Source organism: Cellulosimicrobium sp. CpK407, from assembly GCF_051844275.1.
GTDB classification, from domain to species: Bacteria; Actinomycetota; Actinomycetes; order Actinomycetales; family Cellulomonadaceae; genus Cellulosimicrobium; species Cellulosimicrobium cellulans_G.
In genome coordinates this window covers 24,102-40,817 of the sequence record NZ_JBGNYC010000041.1, presented here as the reverse complement: position 1 = coordinate 40,817, position 16,716 = coordinate 24,102, and the positions used below count along the sequence as shown (strand labels likewise).

The window sequence follows — 16,716 nt, the reverse complement described above, 5'->3', positions numbered from 1 at the left end:
GCGACCCCGCAGGTCGAGGAGGTGCGGTCCAAGACGGTCGTGCTGTCCTGGGACCCGCCGAACAACAACGGCGCCGAGATCACCGGCTACACCGTGCGCTCCCAGAACGGCTACGAGAAGGCCTGCGGCACCACGACCTGCACCCTCGACGGCCTCACCAACAACGTCAAGTACACCTTCACCGTGTTTGCGACCAACGCCGTCGGCGACGGACCCGCGTCCCCGCCCTCGGCCGAGGCCCGCCCCGACGAGAAGCCCGACCCGCCCGCCGCGCCCACCCTCGAGTTCGGCGACCAGTCCTTGACCGTCACTTGGACCAACAAGACCTACACCGACCGCTCGCCCATCGAGACCGTCAACCTGGAGATCTCCCCGGCACCGCCGAGCGGCGCCATCCAGATGCAGTCCCTCACCGGGAACCAGACCGTCTGGACCGGGCTGAAGAACGGCGTCGCGTACCGGGTGCGCGTGCAGGCCGTGAACCTCGCCCCCGACCCCTCGGAGTGGGGCGACTACTCCGCCGAGGAGATCCCGGCGGGTCTGCCCGACGTCCCGAAGACGCCCAGCGCGACGCGCGCCTCCGACTCCCCGCTCAACGGCGGGTCCATCGACGTGTCGTGGGAGCCGCCGTTCGAGAACGGCGACGCGATCAAGGCGTACAGCCTGCAGCGCTACAAGAACGGCGCGCGCGACGGCGCGCCGACCTCTCTCACGGGGACGAGCCACAAGGCGACCGGGCTCGACAACGAGTCGTCCTACACGTTCACCGTGACGGCCGAGAACAAGGCGGGCGTGACGGCGGAGAGCCCGCAGTCCGCCGCGGTCGTGCCGTACGGCCGTCCCGAGGCGCCGCCGAAGCCCACCGTGCAGAACGTCGGGTCGTCCTCGCAGGACAGCGGCATCCCGCGCGTCTCGTGGGGAGCCGCCGACGCCAACGGCAGCCCGATCACGTCGTACACGGTCAAGGCCACTCCTGGTGGGACGACCAAGCAGGTCAGCGGGACCTCGGTCGACTTCACCGACCTCGCACCCGGGTCGTACACGTTCACGGTCGTCGCGACGAACAACGGCGGCACCTCGACGTCCAGCCCCGCGTCGGCATCCATCAACGCCTACCAGAAGCCTGGCGTGCCAGGCGTCACCGCGACGAAGTCGAGCGGCACCGCGGGAACGTTCACCATCACCGCCCCGTCCTCCAACGGCGGCAACACCATCTCGCGGTACGAGTGGCGGCTCACCGGGACCCAGAACAAGACCGGCACCACGACGAGCGTCGCGATCAGCGGATACTCGCAGGACGTCTACCTCGACGCGCGGGCGTGCAACGCCGCGGGGTGCGGCGACTGGAGCGCGAAGAAGCGGATCCAGACCGACGCCCCGCCGCCGCCCCCGGACCCGCGGGCGTGGGTGGTCCGCGGGCCACGTTCCGACGTGTCGGGCTGCGTCGGGTCCATGTGCACCCAGTTCCGCGTGCAGGCCAACGCGGACTTCCCGTCGGGCTCCTACACGTTCGAGTGCTTCTGGGACGGCAACAGCGTCTCCGGCAACAGCTACACGCGCCAGCTCAATGCCGGCAGCTACGTCGACCTGCCCTGTGTCCTCGGCAACCCGTACGGCACGCAGCGCACCGCGCAGGTCTGGGTGAGCATCTCGCCCGCCAACGGGATCACCGTCGAACGCCGGTCGTGGCCGATCTGGTGATTCACGGTCGAGGACGCGACGATCTGCCGTCGGCAGATGAGCCCACGGCAGATCGTCGCTCCTCCGATCCGCGCCGGGGCGCACGCTGGTCGCATGACCACGCACCCGACCCACCACCAGACCGGTAACCCGCTGGGCGAAGCCCGGAGACCGCACGCGGAGGCCGCCGCCCCGGCGTCGTCGTCCTTCGACGACCAGCTCACGACGCGCCTGCTGCACCAGCGCATCGTCGTCCTCGGCTCGGCCGTGGACGACGCCGTCGCGAACCGTCTGTGCGCGCAGCTCCTCCTGCTCTCGGCGGAGGACCCGCGCGCGGACGTCGCGCTGTACATCAACTCCCCCGGCGGCTCGGTGAGCGCCGGGCTGGCGATCTACGACACGATGCGGCTCATCCCCAACGACGTCTCGACCGTCGCGATGGGCTTCGCCGCGAGCATGGGGCAGTTCCTGCTGTGCGCGGGGACGCCGGGCAAGCGGTTCGCGCTGCCGCACGCGCGCATCATGATGCACCAGCCGTCGGCGGGCATCGGCGGCACCGCCGTCGACATCGCGATCCAGGCCGAGAACCTCGTGTACACCAAGGGGCTCATGCACCGGCTGACCGCGGAGAGCACCGGCCAGAGCGTCGAGACCATCGCGGACGACTCCGACCGCGACCGCTGGTTCACGGCGCAGCAGGCGCTCGACTACGGCATGGTCGACCGGATCGTCGAGTCCGTCGACGACGTCCGTCCCGCCCGCGCGGCCCGGAAGGTGGGACTGTGATGGCGAGCTACACGATCCCGACCGTCGTCGAGAAGACCCCGCTCGGGGAGCGCGCGTTCGACGTCTTCTCCCGCCTCCTGTCGGAGCGCATCGTCTTCCTCGGCACGGAGATCGACGACGGCGTCGCGAACGTCGTCATGGCGCAGCTCCTGCACCTGGAGTCGGACGCCCCGGACCAGGAGATCGGCCTGTACATCAACTCCCCCGGCGGCTCCGCGACCGCGCTCATGGCGATCTACGACACGATGCAGTTCGTCCGCTGCGACGTGTCGACCATCTGCATGGGCCAGGCGGCCTCGGCCGCGGCCGTGCTGCTGGCGGCGGGGACGCCGGGCAAGCGGTTCGTGCTCGAGCACTCGCGCGTGCTGCTGCACCAGCCCTCGGGCGGCGGCGAGGGCACGATCTCCGACCTGTCGATCCAGGCCGAGGAGATCCTGCGGATCCGGTCCGAGACGGAGGAGGTCCTGTCGCGTCACACGGGGCAGACCGTCGAGCGCCTGCGCGCGGACACCGACCGTGACCTCGTGCTCACGGCGCGCCAGGCCGTCGAGTACGGCGTCGCGGACGCCGTCGTCACGTCGCGCAAGCTCGCCGCGGCGGCCTGAACCCGGGTCGAGCGCTGCGTCCGCGGTCGACGGACGCGTCCCGGGACGCATCTCTCGGCCGCAGACGCAGCACTCGCGGTGCGCTGCCGCACGGGGCCTACCCGCGTCGCCGGAACCAGGAGCGTCGACGCGGCTCCTGCGCGGGCTCGGCCGCCAGGCCCGGTTCCTCCGTCGACGCGGGCTCTCCGGGTTCCGGCACCTCGGCAGCGTCCGGGTCGGGGACATCGGCGGTGTCCGCGTCGGGCACGTCGGCGGTGTCCGCGTCGGGCACGTCCGCGGAGTCCACGTCAGGGTCGACGGCGGTGTCCGCGCCGGGCGCGTGGGCGTCCGGATCCGCTGCTCCCGGCTCGGGATCGTGCGCCGGCGCGGACACCGCGCGCCCCGTCGCCGCGATGCCGGCGATGCGGCCGCGCTCGTCGAACCGGACGGTCACGCTCCCGTCGGGCAGGGCGAGCTCGACCGCGCCGTCGCCCTGCGCCGTCCGGAGCCCGCGAGCGACGGCGTAGGACGCGACGGCGCGCCGGTGGTCGACGACCGTCACGGACAGCAGGCCTTCGCTCAGCACCCGCACGACGCGCGGCACGCTCGGCGCGGGCAGCGCGAGATCGTCGGCGTCGAGGAGGAACCAGGCGCGCGTCCCGCCGCCGACGGGTGCGCTGTAGTGGGTCCAGGTCCCGGTGACGGCCTTCGCCGCGAGCGCGAGGCGGTACGGGAGGTCGTCGGTGAGCGGCAGCTCCGCCTCGGTCGCCTCGCGCAGGCCGGTCTCGCGGGTCTTCTCGGCGGCGCGCAGCACGTCGTCCGGGAAGTCGTTGACGTTGTTCCACGCCCACATCCAGCTCCCGGGGCCGGGCGCGGCCGTGCCGAGGAACTGGAGCCGGCACGTCGTCGTCCCGCCGTCCGGTGCGGTGAAGGTGAACGTCCCCGTGGCCATCTCGGCGCCCCACGCGTCGTCGCCGTGGCGGTCGACGAGGTGGAGCTGGTGCTCGTGCGAGAGGAACGCGGCGTCGTCGACGAGCTCCTGGAGGGCCGGGGCGGTCTGCTCTGCCGTGCCGTGCGCGGTCTGCGGCTCCGTCATCCCTCGACGGTAGCGGCGCCCGCCGCGCCGCGCCGGGGCGCGACACGCGGTGCCGACCAGGAGCCGGCCAGGTGCGGGCCCCGTGCCGGCCGCGCGTCAGCCGGTGCGGCCGGCCCCGCGGGAGTCAGGCCGCGAGGAGCAGCACGTCGGCGGCGCGCACGGTCGCCCGCGCCGCGAGCGTCGTGCGCGCGACCGGGAGGTCGCGCACGGGTTCGCTGGCGGGTGCGGGGTCCCGCGGCGCGGAGAGCGCACCGCGCTCCCGGACGGAGGAGAGCACGCGCACGGGGGCGAGCGGGCGCAGCTCCTCCCCCGTGCGAGCCACGAGGTCCACGAGGCGCAGGCCGAGGGCGCCGCAGACGGCGGCCAGGACCTCGGACGACGCCTCCTTACGGCCGCGCTCCACCTCGGACAGGTAAGCGGTCGAGACCCGTGCGGCAGCCGCGACGTCGACGAGCGTCCGACCCTGCGCGAGCCGGGCCCGTCGGAGGATGCCGCCGATCACGTGGCGCAGGAGCGGTTCCGGCCGACCGCCCTCCCGGGACCGGGGGCTCGCCGGCACTCCGCCCGGCACTCCGCTCGGCCCTGCGTTCGGCACCGCGCTCGTCGCGTCCATGCGGTCACGCTACCCGCGCCCCGCCCGGGTGCCGAGGCACCCGGGCGAGGATCTGCTCCTGGCGTAAGGCCCGACGTCGGGCGCTCACCGGTCCGGGAGGGACGTCACCACCGCTCGAGCGACCACGCCATCTGCCAGAACCGGATCTCGTGGCGGCAGCTCAGCTCGAACGCGCGCTCCATGCGGGCGCGCTCCGCCTCGCCCGCGTCGGCGGCGAGCGCGTCGAGCCGCTCGCGCAGGTCGGCCAGGACCCCCTCGGTGCGCTCGGCGGCGTAGAACTCCCACCAGCCCGCGAGCGGGTGGTCGTCCCCGATCGCGCCGGGCGTCGTCTCGCGCTCGGCGAGCCAGAACCGCCGCGCCGACCAGATGTAGGTCCACGGGCACGGCAGGAGGGCGGCGAGCAGCACGCCGAGCGAGTCGCGGCCCGCGGCGAGCATGTGGTCGACGTACGCCTGCGCGCTCGGGGCGAGGCGGTTCGTCTGCGCGTCCTCGTAGGCCACGCCGAGGAAGTCGCACATCGCGTGGTGGGCGTGCGACTCGTCGTCGAGCAGGAACCCGGCCTTCTCGTGGAAGTACGCGGCCCACTCGCGGTCCGGCGCGAGCGCCATGCCGAGCCCGTAGCAGCGCAGGTACGCCGTGAGGTACTGGTGGTCCTGGCCGACGTAGTGCCGCACCGCGTCCGGCTCGACCGACCCGTCGCGCAGCCCGGCGAGGAACGGGTGGTCGTAGAACTCGTCGAAGAGGTGCGCGTACCGGCGCGCGAGGTCGACCGTGAAGCCGGTCTCCCCCGGCCGGACGAGCGCGGTCGGGTCGTCCGCGAGGACAGGGTTCAGGGTGATGGCAGCAGGCGTCGTCATGCCCACGTTCCTCCGCTCGTGCTAGCGAGATCAGGTTCGACGGGTCCGGGCGGCCGTACCGCTCGTCTCAGTCCCTCGGCCCGGTCGCCCGGGCGGGACGCCCCGCGTGGTTCGCGGCGACCCTAGCAAGGAAGCGCCCCGCGTGTCGGGACCGCCCGACGGCGTGGTGGAATATAGTTGTAGCGACAACAGTTGGAGCAGACATGACCACGAGCACCCCGGGCGCGCCGACCGACCGCCTCCTGTCCCCGTCCACGAGCATGGACGCCGTCACGCTGCGCGTCGGCGACCTCGAGCAGATGACGTCCTACTACACGGGCGCGTTCGCGCTGGCCCCGCTCGAGGAGCGCTCGCGCGGCACCGAGGTGCACCGCGTCCTCGGCCGCGGCACGACGCCCATGCTGCGCCTCGTGCACACGCCCGGTCTGCCCGCCGTCGACCGGCGTCAGGCCGGCCTGTTCCACACCGCGTTCCTGTTCGACGACGCCGCGAGCCTCGCCGCGACCGTCTACCGGGCCGCGCAGGACCGTCGCGGGGCGTTCGTCGGGTCGAGCGACCACCTCGTCAGCGAGGCGTTCTACTTCACCGACCCCGAGGGGAACGGGGTCGAGCTGTACACCGACCGCCCCCGCGAGACGTGGGTGCGCGAGCGCGGCCAGATCGTCATGGCGACCGAGTACCTGGACCCGAACGCGTACCTGCGCACGCACCTCGACCAGGAGACGTTCGACGCCGGGCCCGCGCTCGCCGGGCGGGTGGGGCACGTCCATCTCCAGGTCGGCGACATCGCGACCGCGCGCGACTTCTACGTCGACGCCGTCGGGTTCGAGGCCACGGTCACCGAGTACAGCGGCGCCCTGTTCGCGTCCGCCGGCGGGTACCACCACCACGTCGCGATGAACGTCTGGAACAGCGCCGGCGCCGGCCCGCGCGCCGCGAGCCTCGGGCTCGGCGACGTCGCGGTCACCGTCCCCGGTCGCGACGACCTCGACGCGCTCGTCGCCCGCCTGCGGGCCCGCGGCCTGCAGCACGCCGACGACGGCCGCTCCGTCGTCGTGCACGACCCGTGGGGCACGCGCGTCACGCTGGCCGTGCCCGGCACGACGACCGACGAGCTCCTGGCGCGATGAGCGCGGCCACCGCGCTCGTCGCCGTCCGCCCCGACCCGGGCCCGGCAGGACAGCCCGCCGCGGGGCCCGTCGTCGTGCTGCTGCACGGGTACGGCTCGCACGAGCACGACCTCGCGGGCCTCGGCCCGCACCTGGGCGCGCCGTGGGTCTCGCTGCGCGCCCCGCTCCCTCTCCCCCACGGCGGCTTCGCGTGGTTCCCGATCGTCACGCCGGGCGACCCCGACCCGGAGTCCGTGGCGCGCGCGACCGAGGCCGTCTGGGCGTGGGTCGACGCCGAGCTCGGCACCGACCGGCCGGTCGTCCCCGTCGGGTTCTCCCAGGGCGGGCTCATGGCGACCCAGCTCCTGCGCACGCGCCCCGAGCGCGTGGCGGCGACCGTCGTCCTCGGCGGGTTCGTCCAGGCCGCGGAGCAGCCCGCGGACGCCGCTCTCGCCGCGTCCCGGCCGCCCGTGTTCTGGGGCCGCGGGGCCGAGGACCGCGTCATCGCGCCGCACGCGATCGAGCGGACGACCGCGTGGTTGCCGGGCCGCACGACGCTCGTCGAGCGCGTCTACCCCGGCCTCGCGCACGGCATCGACGCGCGCGAGCTCGCCGACGTCCGCGCGTTCCTCGACGACGCCCTGGGGCGGACCGCCGCCTGACCGCAGGCGCGGGCGGCCGACCCGACGGCGGCGGCCCGGCCCGGCCCGGCCCGGCCCGGGGAGCGCACCCGACGCCGGGCGCGCACGATGGGAGCACCCACCCGTGCGCACCGAGGAGCCAGGCCGATGTTCCGCAGCCTCTTCCCGATCCTCTCCGTGGCCGACGTGGAGCGGTCGCTCGTCTTCTACCGCGACCTGCTGCGCGGGACCGTCGAGTACGCCTTCCCCGACGAGGGCGCGCCCGTGTACGTGAGCGTGCACGTCGGCGGCTCGCCGCTCGGGATCGGGCTCGACGACGGCACGATGCCCGCCGGCGTCGCGCGCACCGCGCTGTGGGTGTACGTCGACGACTGCGACCGGGCCGTCGAGCACCTCGCCGCGGCCGGAGTGCCGGTGCTCCAGCCGCCCACGGACCAGCCGTGGGGCGAGCGCGTCGCGCGCGTGCAGGACCCGGACGGCACCGTCGTGATCCTCGGCCAGGAGGCCGCGCCGCCGCCCGAGCCCGAGGGCCCGACCGGGCTCTCGTGACGTCGGTGCCCCCACCGGGACTCGAACCCGGAACACGCCGGGTTTAAGCCGGCCGCCTCTGCCAGTTGGGCCATGGGGGCGCGGCCCGAATCTACCGCGACCGCGGACCGAGCCGGGACGGTCGACGCCTGCCGAGGAGGCGCCGGACACGTCGGGACGCGACGAGGGGCGAGCCGCACCGGCGGCTCGCCCCTCGTCGTCGGGCACGGCTCCGGGGTCGCCCCCGGACGGCGGTCAGGACGCCTTGGCCGGGACCTTCTCGTCCGCGTCGGCGGAGACGCCCGCCTCGGCCGCGGCGGCCGAGCCCTGCGCGGTCTGCTTGACCGGCTCGCCGTCCTTCTTGGGCGGCACCGACGCGGCGCGGAACTCCGCGCGCGGGTCGTGCAGGGAGCCGAGCGACACGAGCTCGCGACCCAGGAGGAACTGCCCGATCCAGCCGATGAAGATGCGGATCTTGCGGTTGCCCGTCGGCATCGCCATGACGTGGTAGCTGCGGTGCATGAGCCACGCGAGCACGCCGCGCAGCTTGAACACGCCGAACAGCTCCGCGACGCCCTTGTACAGGCCGAGGGACGCGACCGTGCCGACGCTCTTGTGGCGGTACTCGACCGGCTTCTCGCTGTGCAGCTCGAGCGCGAGGTTGTCGGCCAGGCGCGTGGCCTCGCGGATCGCGTGCTGCGCGTTCGGGGGGCAGAACTTGCCCGGGTTGAGCACGTCCGGGACGGCGGCGCAGTCGCCCGCGGCCCACGCGTTCGGCACGACGTTGCCGTCGGCGTCGGCGACCTGGAGCGTCGGGAGCACCGTGACGCGGCCCATCTTGTCCACGGGGAGGTCGGACGCCTCCTTGATGACCGGGTTCGCCTTGACGCCCGCGGTCCACACGATCGTGTCGGAGTCGAACTCGACGCCCGTCGACGTGACGACGTGGCCGTCGACGCACGACGACAGGAACGTGTTGAGGTGGAACTCGATCCCGCGCTTCTTCAGCTCCTCGAGCGCATAGCCCGCCATGGGCTCGCTGAGCTCGGGCAGGATGCGCCCGGCGCCCTCGATCATGACGAAGCGGAGGTCCTTCTCCTCGATCGTCGCGTAGTTGCGGGTCGCGTAGCGCGCCATGTCCTCGATCTCGGCGATCGCCTCGACGCCCGCGAACCCGCCGCCCACGAACGTGAACGTCAGCATGCGGCGACGCAGCCCCTCGTCCCACGTGGACGACGCGACGTCCATGCGGTTGAGCACGTGGTTGCGGACCGCGATGGCCTCCTCCACGTTCTTGAAGCCGATCGCGTTCTCCGCGAGCCCGGGGATGGGGAGCGTGCGCGACACCGAGCCGAGGCCGACGATCAGATGGTCGTACGTGACCGAGTAGTCGTCGCCCTCCTCCGGGTGGATCGTCACGCGGCGCGCGGCGTGGTCGATCGAGACGACCTTGCCCTGGAGCACGTCGACGCCCTTGAGGGCGCGGCGGTGCGGCGCGACGACGTCGCGGCCGTCGATCGAGCCCGCGGCCGCCTCGGGGAGGAAGGGCGCGTACGTCATGTACGGGCGCGGGTCGACGACGACGATCGCCGCCTCGCGGCGACCGAGCTTCTTGCGCAGTCGGCGCGCGGCGTACAGACCCACGGAGCCGCCGCCGAGGACGACGACGCGGGGCACCTTGCGGGGCCGCGGCGAAGCGGTCTGGGCACGGCTGACCGAGGTCAGGTCATTCTGAGGCATGGTTCCAGAGTATTACCGGTTGCGGCACAGGCGAGCCGGAGCGTCCGTCAGACGGGCGTGACGCGCCCCACGCCCGCCCTGCGCACCGGGCAGACCCGACATTCCGCGCGGCACGGACGGCGCCGAACCCGGGGTCGCTCCCGACGGCGACCCCCGGCTGGGGAGCGATCCCGGGCTCGGCGCCTTTCCGTCAGCCGATCGCGCCGACGACGGGGGTCGGTCCCGTCGGTTGCGGCTGCGTGCCGCCCGCGGGCGGGGTCGGCGCGGGCTCGGGTGCCGTGCCCTCGGCCGGGTCCGTCGCGTCGCCGGACGGCGCGGGGTCGTCGGCGTCGCCGGCGCCCGGCTCGCCCGTGCCCGACGTCGCGTCGTCCGCCCCGACGCTGGAGGGCACCGCGGTGGGCGCCTTGAGGAACGGCCACGGCATCTCGCGCGTGCGCGTGCCCGTCGCCGGGACAGGGCGCCCGTCGCCGTCCGCGTACTCGACGTCCTCCTCCGCGACCGCGCGCAGCGGGTAGACGTTCCAGCGCTCGCGGCCGTCCGTCGAGAGCGTCGGCTGGAAGTACCACGCGCCCTCGACGTCCGGCACCGACCACGGGCCGTAGGCGCCCTCCTCGGTCACGGTGCGCACCTGGCGGCCGCGGTCGTCGAAGATCTGGACGTCGCGCACGGGGTCTCCCGCGGCGTCGTAGACGAACAGGTTGGAGACCTGCATCCCGTCGACCCACACGCCGTCGCCGCCCGGCCCCGAGGGGCCGCCGTAGGAGACGGGCTGCGTCCCGCCGCTCGCGTCGGCCCACCCCTGCTGGTAGCCGCTGTCCCACCCGGACACGGAGACCGAGGCGCTCGCCGCGGTGACGTAGAGCACGGTCGGGACCGCCGCGACGGCTGCCGCGACGGATAGCGGGCGCACGACCTTGGGCAGCCAGGTCGTGGGCAGCCAGCGACCCCGACCCCACTGGACGCTCACCACCACGGCGGCGAGCAGCACGACCCGTGCGGAGAGGTCCCGCGGCAGGACCGCGACCTGGTAGCCGCCGAGCAGCGCGAGCAGGAGCGTCGCCACGACCCAGCCGCGCAGGATCCACCACGCGGGCGTCAGGGTCCGCAGGAACTCCATGACGGAGGCCCACTGGGGCGTCGAGGTGACGGGCCGCCACAGGGAGCGCCACCCGGACGACAGGATCCCGCCGAGCACGAGCAACCGCCCGCGCAGCCCGATGCGGGGGCGGCGCGCGCCGCCCGGCGCGGCGACCGGCGGGAGCCCCGCCGCGGCGCGCAGCTCGGCGGCGTACTCGGCGGGCGGGCCGAAGAACGCGACGAGGTCGAGGCTCGTGTCGTCGGCGACGGCTCCGCCCGGGTCGGCCGGGCCGCCGACGGGCAGCGGACGAGCGGGACCACTGCGGCGCGGCAGCGCGCCCGGCGCGTCGACGACCGCCTCGGCGAGGTCGGCCTCGAGCCCGTCGGTGAGCTCCTCGACCTGCTCCGGCCGCAGGTCGGCGAGGTGCGCGCGCACCTGCTGCGCGTACGCGTGGACGTGCCCGTAGAAGGCCAGGCCCACGGGCGCCCCGGCGGGCTGCTGCGCGGGCGTCGTCGTGCTCATCAGGCGGCCACCTCTCCGGTCCGCAGCAGCGCGGACACGGTGCCCGCGAACGTCTGCCACTCCTTGCGGTGCAGGTCGAGCATCGCCCGCCCCTGCGCGTTGATCCCGTAGTACTTGCGGTGCGGGCCGGCGTCGGACGGCACGACGTACGTCGTCAGCGCCCCGCTCGCGTACAGGCGCCGGAGCGTCCCGTACACCGACGCGTCGCCGACGTCGTCCAGCCCCGCCGCGCGCAGGCGTCGCACGACGTCGTACCCGTACCCGTCCTCGGCCTCGACCGCCGCGAGGACCGCGGCGTCGAGCACCCCCTTGAGCAGCTGCGTGGTGTCCATCCGACCCTCCGTCGGGCGTGGCCCTGGTCCGTCCCGGCACTCGGCCCGCCGACACGACGGGCTCACGCGATGCACACTACCGCGCGATGCGCAGTACCACGCACACCGACACTCCGATGCTGGTCGAGGAGAAGCCGAACCCGGGGTCGCTCCCCAGGCCTCGGCGTGGGTAGGGAGCGACCCCGGGTTCGGCGGGCGGGTCAGGCGAGGGACCAGGCGATCCCGTCCAGGATGTCGTGCTCGCTCGTGACGACCTCGGTGAGCGAACCGCCCGCGGTGGCGACGTCGTCGCGCACGCGGCGCACGACCTCCGACCACACGAGCGCGCCCGCGCCGATGACGTCCACGCGGCCCGGGTGCATGAAGCCGAGCGCGGCGCGCTCGGCGCGCGAGCGGTGGAGCAGGTCGTCGCACGCCGCGAGGACCGCGTCGACCGGGAGCACGGCGCCGTCGATCCGCTCCCGCTCGTACCGTGCGAGGCCCAGCGCGTGGGCCGTCACCGTCGTGACGGACCCGGCGAGGCCCACGAGCGTCGCCGCCTCCCCCAGCGGGACGACGGCCGCCGCCTCGTCGAGCGCGGCCCGCACGTCGGCTCGGGCCGCGGCCTCCTCGTCCGCGGTCGGCGGGTCGGAGCGCAGGTGCCGCTCCGTCATGCGCACGCACCCGACGTCCATGGAGAACGCGGCGTCGGGCGTGGTCGTGCCGAGCACGAGCTCGGTCGAGCCGCCGCCGAGGTCGACGACCGCGTAGGGGCCCGGACGCAGCGCCGCGACCGTCGACGTCGCGCCGCGGAACGACAGCGCGGCCTCCTCCTCGCCCGAGACGACCTCGGGCTCCACGCCCAGCGCGGCCAGGACCCCCGCGACGAACTCGTCGCGGTTCTCGGCGTCCCGCGTGGCCGACGTCGCGACGAACCGCGTGCGCGTCGTGCCGAGCTCCGCGATCAAGTCGGCGTAGCGGCGCGCGGCGTCGAGCGTGCGCGCGAGCGCCTCCGGCGCGAGGCGGCCCGTGCGGTCGACCCCCTGGCCGAGCCGGACGACCTCCATGCGTCGGTCGAGGTCGACGAGCGTGCCCGCCGCCGGGTCGACGTCCGCGACGAGCAGGCGGATCGAGTTGGTGCCGCAGTCGATCGCGGCCACGCGCGAGGCGCCGGCCCCGGCAGGGGCGGGCGAGGGTGCCGTCGCGGCGAGCGCGCCCGGGTCACGGGTCAGGGGAGGGGTGGAGCCAGAGGTCATGCGACCAAGCGTGCCACGGCGTCAGCAGGTGCAGCGGTCGGGGCGCCAGACGTCGCGCACGCGCTCGAGCGCCTCGTCGCCCAGCGGGTTCACCCCGGGGCCGGCGGCCAGGGCGTGCCCCACGAGCACGTGCAGGCACTTGACGCGCGTGGGCATGCCCCCGGCCGAGATCCCGTCGATCTCCTCGACGTGGCCGAGCGCCTCGCGCTGCGCGAGGTAGTGCTCGTGCGCACGCCGGTACGCGGCGGCGAGCTCCTCGTCCTCGGTGAGGCGCTGCGACATCTCCTTCATGACGCCGTTCGCCTCGAGCGTCGACGCGGCCGCCACGGCACCGGGGTGCGTGAGGTAGAAGGTCGTGGGGAACGGCGTGCCGTTCTCGAGCCGCGGCGCGGTGCGGACCACGAGCGGGCGCCCGCACGCGCACCGCGCGGCGATGCCGACGACCCCGCGCGGGGTGCGCCCGAGCTGCTCCGCGAGGGTCTCGAGGTCGAGCTCGGTGACGACGGCGTCCGGGTCGTCGGCGGGGATGGCCAGGCGGGCGTCGGGCACGGGTGTTCCTTCGGGTCGGTCGGGCGCGTCGGGTCGACGCGTCACCCATTCTCCCCGCTCGACGGCGCCGCGCCGTCGCCGGCCGGGTCCTCGTCCGCGGGCGGGGACTCCTCGCCAGCCCCGTCGTCGGCCGCCCCGGCCCCCTCGCCCGTTCCCGACGACACCGGCTGCTCGCCCGCGACCTGCACCGACGCCCAGATCGCCTCGTACCAGGGCGTGCCGTCCTCGTAGCCCTGGACGGGGCCGTCGGTGATCGTCTGCCCGGTCTGCGGGTCGATGTCGTCGACGACGGTCTCCGGGTCGAGCACGCGCCACGGCCGCTCGCCCGGCATGACGAAGTTCAGGCGGTCCCGGGCCTCGCGCTCGACGTACGCCTGGTCGTCCCAGCGGTCCAGCTCGGACTGGAGGTCGTCGTGCTGGGCCTGCGCCTGCGCGAGGTCGTTGCGCAGCTCGCGCAGCTCCCCCGTCTGGTTGACGTACGCCCGCAGGGTGGGCAGCAGCAGCACCACGGCGAGCAGCACGACGACGGACAGCACGAGGGTCCGGACCGTCACGACCTCGGGAAGCAGGAAGCCGTACCGGCTGCGGCGCCGGTCCTCCGGCGCGGGGCCGGTGGCCCGTCGCGAGGGTGCCCGCTGCGCGCGCGTGGCGGGGCGACGCGCCCCCGCCGAGGCCTTCGCCCCGGTCGCGCGGCCCGTGGCCGCGCTCTTCCCGGACGTCGGCCTCGCGCCCGACGCGCCCTTCGGCGCGGCCGGCTTCGAGGCCGCGGGACGAGACGCACCGGACGCCGTCGAGCCGGACCGGGGCACCGGCTTCGACCCGGACCCGCGCGCAGGCCCGGTCCCCGGTCGCGCGGGGGCACCGGGGCGCGGAGGGCGGCGCGAGGACGGCATGGCCCGATTGTGCTGCCGCGACGGCCCCGGCCCCGGGAGCACGCGCGGTGCGTCCGCGAACGTGAGCCGATCGACACGACATCTTCACCCGCGGCCGTGACCCGCGGCGGGGTGCGGGTGCCCGCCCGGGCCCCGGACGCGCCGGAGCCCGGCGGGCCGACGAGCGGCCCTCCGGGCTCCGGGTGCCGGGTCGCCCCGGCGGCGTGCGTGACCCGAGGGTCAGCCCTGCACCGTCCAGCGCGGGAACGCGCCGCGACCGGCGTAGCGCGCGGCGTCGTCCAGCGCCTCCTCGATGCGCAGGAGCTGGTTGTACTTGTTGATGCGCTCGCCACGGGCGGGGGCACCGGTCTTGATCTGGCCGGCGTTCGTCGCGACGGACAGGTCGGCGATCGTCGTGTCCTCGGTCTCGCCCGAGCGGTGCGACACCATCGCGGTGAAGCCGTTGCGCTGCGCGAGCTCGACGGCGTCGAGCGTCTCCGTGAGCGTGCCGATCTGGTTGAGCTTGACCAGGAGCGAGTTCGCCGCCTTGAGCTCGATGCCCTTCGCGAGGCGCTCCGGGTTGGTGACGAACAGGTCGTCGCCGACGATCTGGACCTTGTCGCCGACCTCGGCCACGAGCTGCGACCAGGCGCCCCACTCGTCCTCGGACAGCGGGTCCTCGATGGAGACCAGCGGGTAGTCGCGCACGAGCTGCTCGTAGTACGCGATGATGTCGTCCGAGCTCGTCGCCTTGCCCTCGAACTGGTAGGCGCCGTCCTGGAAGAACTCGGTCGCGGCGACGTCGAGCGCCAGGGCCACGTCCTTGCCGGGGACGAACCCGGCCTGCTCGATCGCGACGAGGATCAGGTCGAGCGCGTCGCGGTTGCTCGGCAGGTTCGGCGCGAAGCCGCCCTCGTCGCCGAGGCCCGTCGCGAGGCCCTTGCCCTTGAGCACGGACTTCAGCGAGTGGTAGACCTCCGCGCCCGTGCGCAGCGCCTCGCGGAACGAGGACGCGCCGATCGGGGCGACCATGAACTCCTGGATGTCGACGTTCGAGTCGGCGTGCGACCCGCCGTTGAGGATGTTCATCATCGGCACGGGCAGGACGTGCGCGTTCGGGCCGCCGACGTAGCGGTACAGGTCCAGGCCGGCGCTCTTCGCGGCGGCCTTCGCGACGGCGAGCGAGACGCCGAGGATCGCGTTCGCGCCGAGCTTGCCCTTGTTCGGGGTGCCGTCGAGGTCGATGAGGGCGGCGTCGATGAGGCGCTGGTCCTCGGCCTCGAAGCCGATGAGCTCCGGGGCGATGTCGTCGATCACGGCGTTCACCGCGCCCTCGACGCCCTTGCCCAGGTAGCGGGACTTGTCGCCGTCACGACGCTCGACGGCCTCGAACGCACCGGTCGACGCGCCCGACGGCACTCCGGCGCGGGCGAACGTCCCGTCGTCCAGGACGACCTCGACCTCGACGGTCGGGTTTCCGCGGGAGTCGAGGATCTCGCGCGCTCCAACGGCTTCGATGCTGGCCACAGGTGCTCCTTCGGGGCAGGGCTGCGGGCGCTTCGAACGGTGGTGGCGGACCCGGGCAGGGAAACCCGGGACGCCGCGTGCGCGCCCGCGACGATGGTGGGTTTACGACCACAGCCTAGTGCCCGGATGTGACCTGCGCCGCTGCGTCCGGTCCGTGGGCCCCGGGTCGGGGACCTGCGCGACGACGATCGGGACGAACGTCCCGGTCAGGCCGTCCCCTCCGCGCGCCGCGTCTCGGCCGCGACGATCTCGCCCTCGACGCGCCGCAGCTCCCCGCGCAGCGCCGCCTCGGCGTCGAGCCCGTCCTCCTCGGCGCGCGCGACGAGGGCGAGCAGCTCGCGCCCCAGCCGCTCGTCCGCCGTCGTGCCCTCGTCGCCGACCGCGGCGGGCGCACCGCCCGACGGCGCCGCGAGCGCCGCGCCGACCACGTCGCCGAGGCCGCCGCGACCGGCGCGGGAGAGGACCTTCTGCGCGCGGGCGAGCGCGCCCTGGGTGTGCGAGATCCCCTCGAGCACGGACGTGCGCTGCTTCTCGGCCTTCTTGATCGCGTCCCACTGCTCGTGCAGGTCGGTCGCGTCGGCGTCGGCGAACACGTGGGGATGGCGTCGCACGAGCTTCGCCGCGAGGTCGGCGGCGACGTCGTCGACCGTGAACGGGTCCGGCTCCTCGCTCGCGATGCGCGCGTGGAAGAGCACCTGGAGCAGCAGGTCGCCGAGCTCCTCGCGCATCCCCGCGCGGTCGCCGGTCTCGATGGCGTCGGCGAGCTCGTGCGCCTCCTCCAGCAGGTACCGCACGAGCGACTCGTGCGTCTGCTCGCGGTCCCAAGGACACCCGCCCGGCGAGTACAGCCGGTCCATGACGGCGACGACGTCGCGCAGCGGGTCGGTCGCGGACACGGGCTGAGGAGCCGAGGGCACGGGTGCGGTCACCACGTCATCGTAGGTTCGCCGACCAGGCGATCCGTGCC

General features: G+C 74.5%; 17 protein-coding genes, 1 tRNA gene and 1 riboswitch. Of the genes, 6 read left to right on the top strand and 12 right to left on the bottom strand.

Annotation, left to right across the window (positions count from 1 at the left end; all coding sequences use genetic code 11):
• The 3 genes from ABWU78_RS15985 to ABWU78_RS15975 form a co-directional block, all read left to right on the top strand.
• The coding region (locus tag ABWU78_RS15985; protein ID WP_439158928.1) for a fibronectin type III domain-containing protein at positions 1 to 1,701 on the top strand (1,701 nt) is incomplete at its 5' end.
• A 93-nt stretch (positions 1,702 to 1,794) separates the two neighbouring features.
• Positions 1,795 to 2,466 carry a ClpP family protease gene (locus ABWU78_RS15980; protein WP_353708618.1) on the top strand — a complete coding sequence of 224 codons (672 nt, stop codon included), beginning with the start codon at positions 1,795 to 1,797 and terminating at the stop codon, positions 2,464 to 2,466.
• Positions 2,466 to 3,071: a ClpP family protease gene (locus ABWU78_RS15975; RefSeq protein WP_087469679.1), complete on the top strand. Its 606-nt coding sequence runs from the start codon at positions 2,466 to 2,468 to the stop codon at positions 3,069 to 3,071. The genes ABWU78_RS15980 and ABWU78_RS15975 overlap by 1 nt, the downstream gene beginning before the upstream one ends.
• 97 nt (positions 3,072 to 3,168) lie before the next feature.
• Here the strand turns inward: ABWU78_RS15975 and ABWU78_RS15970 are convergent, their stop codons facing one another.
• From ABWU78_RS15970 to ABWU78_RS15960, 3 genes are all read right to left on the bottom strand, one after another.
• Positions 3,169 to 4,146 (bottom strand): DUF6882 domain-containing protein, encoded by a 978-nt coding sequence (locus tag ABWU78_RS15970; protein ID WP_353708617.1) that lies wholly within the window; start codon positions 4,144 to 4,146, stop codon positions 3,169 to 3,171.
• Between the two features lie 124 nt (positions 4,147 to 4,270).
• Positions 4,271 to 4,759, bottom strand: a complete 489-nt coding sequence (locus ABWU78_RS15965) for a helix-turn-helix domain-containing protein (RefSeq protein WP_439158927.1) — start codon at positions 4,757 to 4,759, stop codon at positions 4,271 to 4,273.
• Positions 4,760 to 4,863: 104 nt separating this feature from the next.
• The gene (locus ABWU78_RS15960) at positions 4,864 to 5,616 is read right to left on the bottom strand and encodes a TenA family protein (protein WP_439158926.1); all 753 of its coding nucleotides are present in this window, start codon (positions 5,614 to 5,616) and stop codon (positions 4,864 to 4,866) included.
• Positions 5,607 to 5,731, bottom strand: a riboswitch (TPP riboswitch). It overlaps the preceding gene by 10 nt.
• An 88-nt stretch (positions 5,732 to 5,819) precedes the next feature.
• Here ABWU78_RS15960 and ABWU78_RS15955 point away from each other — a divergent pair.
• The 3 genes from ABWU78_RS15955 to ABWU78_RS15945 all read left to right on the top strand — a co-directional run bounded on the left by ABWU78_RS15955 (position 5,820) and on the right by ABWU78_RS15945 (position 7,915).
• The gene (locus ABWU78_RS15955) at positions 5,820 to 6,746 is read left to right on the top strand and encodes a VOC family protein (protein ID WP_353708615.1); all 927 of its coding nucleotides are present in this window, start codon (positions 5,820 to 5,822) and stop codon (positions 6,744 to 6,746) included.
• Positions 6,743 to 7,387: an alpha/beta hydrolase gene (locus ABWU78_RS15950; protein WP_439158925.1), complete on the top strand. Its 645-nt coding sequence runs from the start codon at positions 6,743 to 6,745 to the stop codon at positions 7,385 to 7,387. Before ABWU78_RS15955 ends, ABWU78_RS15950 begins: the two co-directional genes overlap by 4 nt.
• 126 nt (positions 7,388 to 7,513) lie before the next feature.
• The gene (locus ABWU78_RS15945; RefSeq protein ID WP_353708613.1) at positions 7,514 to 7,915 is read left to right on the top strand and encodes a VOC family protein; all 402 of its coding nucleotides are present in this window, start codon (positions 7,514 to 7,516) and stop codon (positions 7,913 to 7,915) included.
• A 6-nt stretch (positions 7,916 to 7,921) separates the two neighbouring features.
• Here ABWU78_RS15945 and ABWU78_RS15940 read toward each other — a convergent pair.
• The 9 genes from ABWU78_RS15940 to ABWU78_RS15900 form a co-directional block, all read right to left on the bottom strand.
• Positions 7,922 to 7,995, bottom strand: a tRNA-Leu gene (locus ABWU78_RS15940).
• A 154-nt stretch (positions 7,996 to 8,149) separates the two neighbouring features.
• Entirely contained in the window at positions 8,150 to 9,634 is a 1,485-nt protein-coding gene (locus ABWU78_RS15935; protein ID WP_253052968.1) for an NAD(P)/FAD-dependent oxidoreductase, read from the bottom strand.
• Between the two features lie 190 nt (positions 9,635 to 9,824).
• Positions 9,825 to 11,234, bottom strand: coding sequence for a hypothetical protein (locus ABWU78_RS15930; RefSeq protein ID WP_439158924.1), 1,410 nt, complete (start codon positions 11,232 to 11,234; stop codon positions 9,825 to 9,827).
• Entirely contained in the window at positions 11,234 to 11,566 is a 333-nt protein-coding gene (locus ABWU78_RS15925; protein ID WP_047234130.1) for a PadR family transcriptional regulator, read from the bottom strand. The genes ABWU78_RS15930 and ABWU78_RS15925 overlap by 1 nt, the downstream gene beginning before the upstream one ends.
• Before the next feature lie 200 nt (positions 11,567 to 11,766).
• On the bottom strand, positions 11,767 to 12,801 hold the full coding sequence (locus ABWU78_RS15920; protein ID WP_439158923.1) for a Ppx/GppA phosphatase family protein: 1,035 nt from the start codon (positions 12,799 to 12,801) through the stop codon (positions 11,767 to 11,769).
• 21 nt (positions 12,802 to 12,822) lie between these two features.
• A complete protein-coding gene (locus tag ABWU78_RS15915) occupies positions 12,823 to 13,350 on the bottom strand; it encodes a DUF501 domain-containing protein (protein ID WP_439158922.1) in 528 nt (175 codons plus the stop codon).
• Between the two features lie 41 nt (positions 13,351 to 13,391).
• Entirely contained in the window at positions 13,392 to 13,904 is a 513-nt protein-coding gene (locus ABWU78_RS15910; protein ID WP_253052958.1) for an FtsB family cell division protein, read from the bottom strand.
• Between the two features lie 558 nt (positions 13,905 to 14,462).
• Positions 14,463 to 15,749, bottom strand: coding sequence for a phosphopyruvate hydratase (gene eno, locus ABWU78_RS15905; RefSeq protein WP_353708608.1), 1,287 nt, complete (start codon positions 15,747 to 15,749; stop codon positions 14,463 to 14,465).
• Between the two features lie 206 nt (positions 15,750 to 15,955).
• Positions 15,956 to 16,678 carry a MazG family protein gene (locus tag ABWU78_RS15900; RefSeq protein ID WP_439158921.1) on the bottom strand — a complete coding sequence of 241 codons (723 nt, stop codon included), beginning with the start codon at positions 16,676 to 16,678 and terminating at the stop codon, positions 15,956 to 15,958.
• Positions 16,679 to 16,716 lie beyond the last annotated feature (38 nt).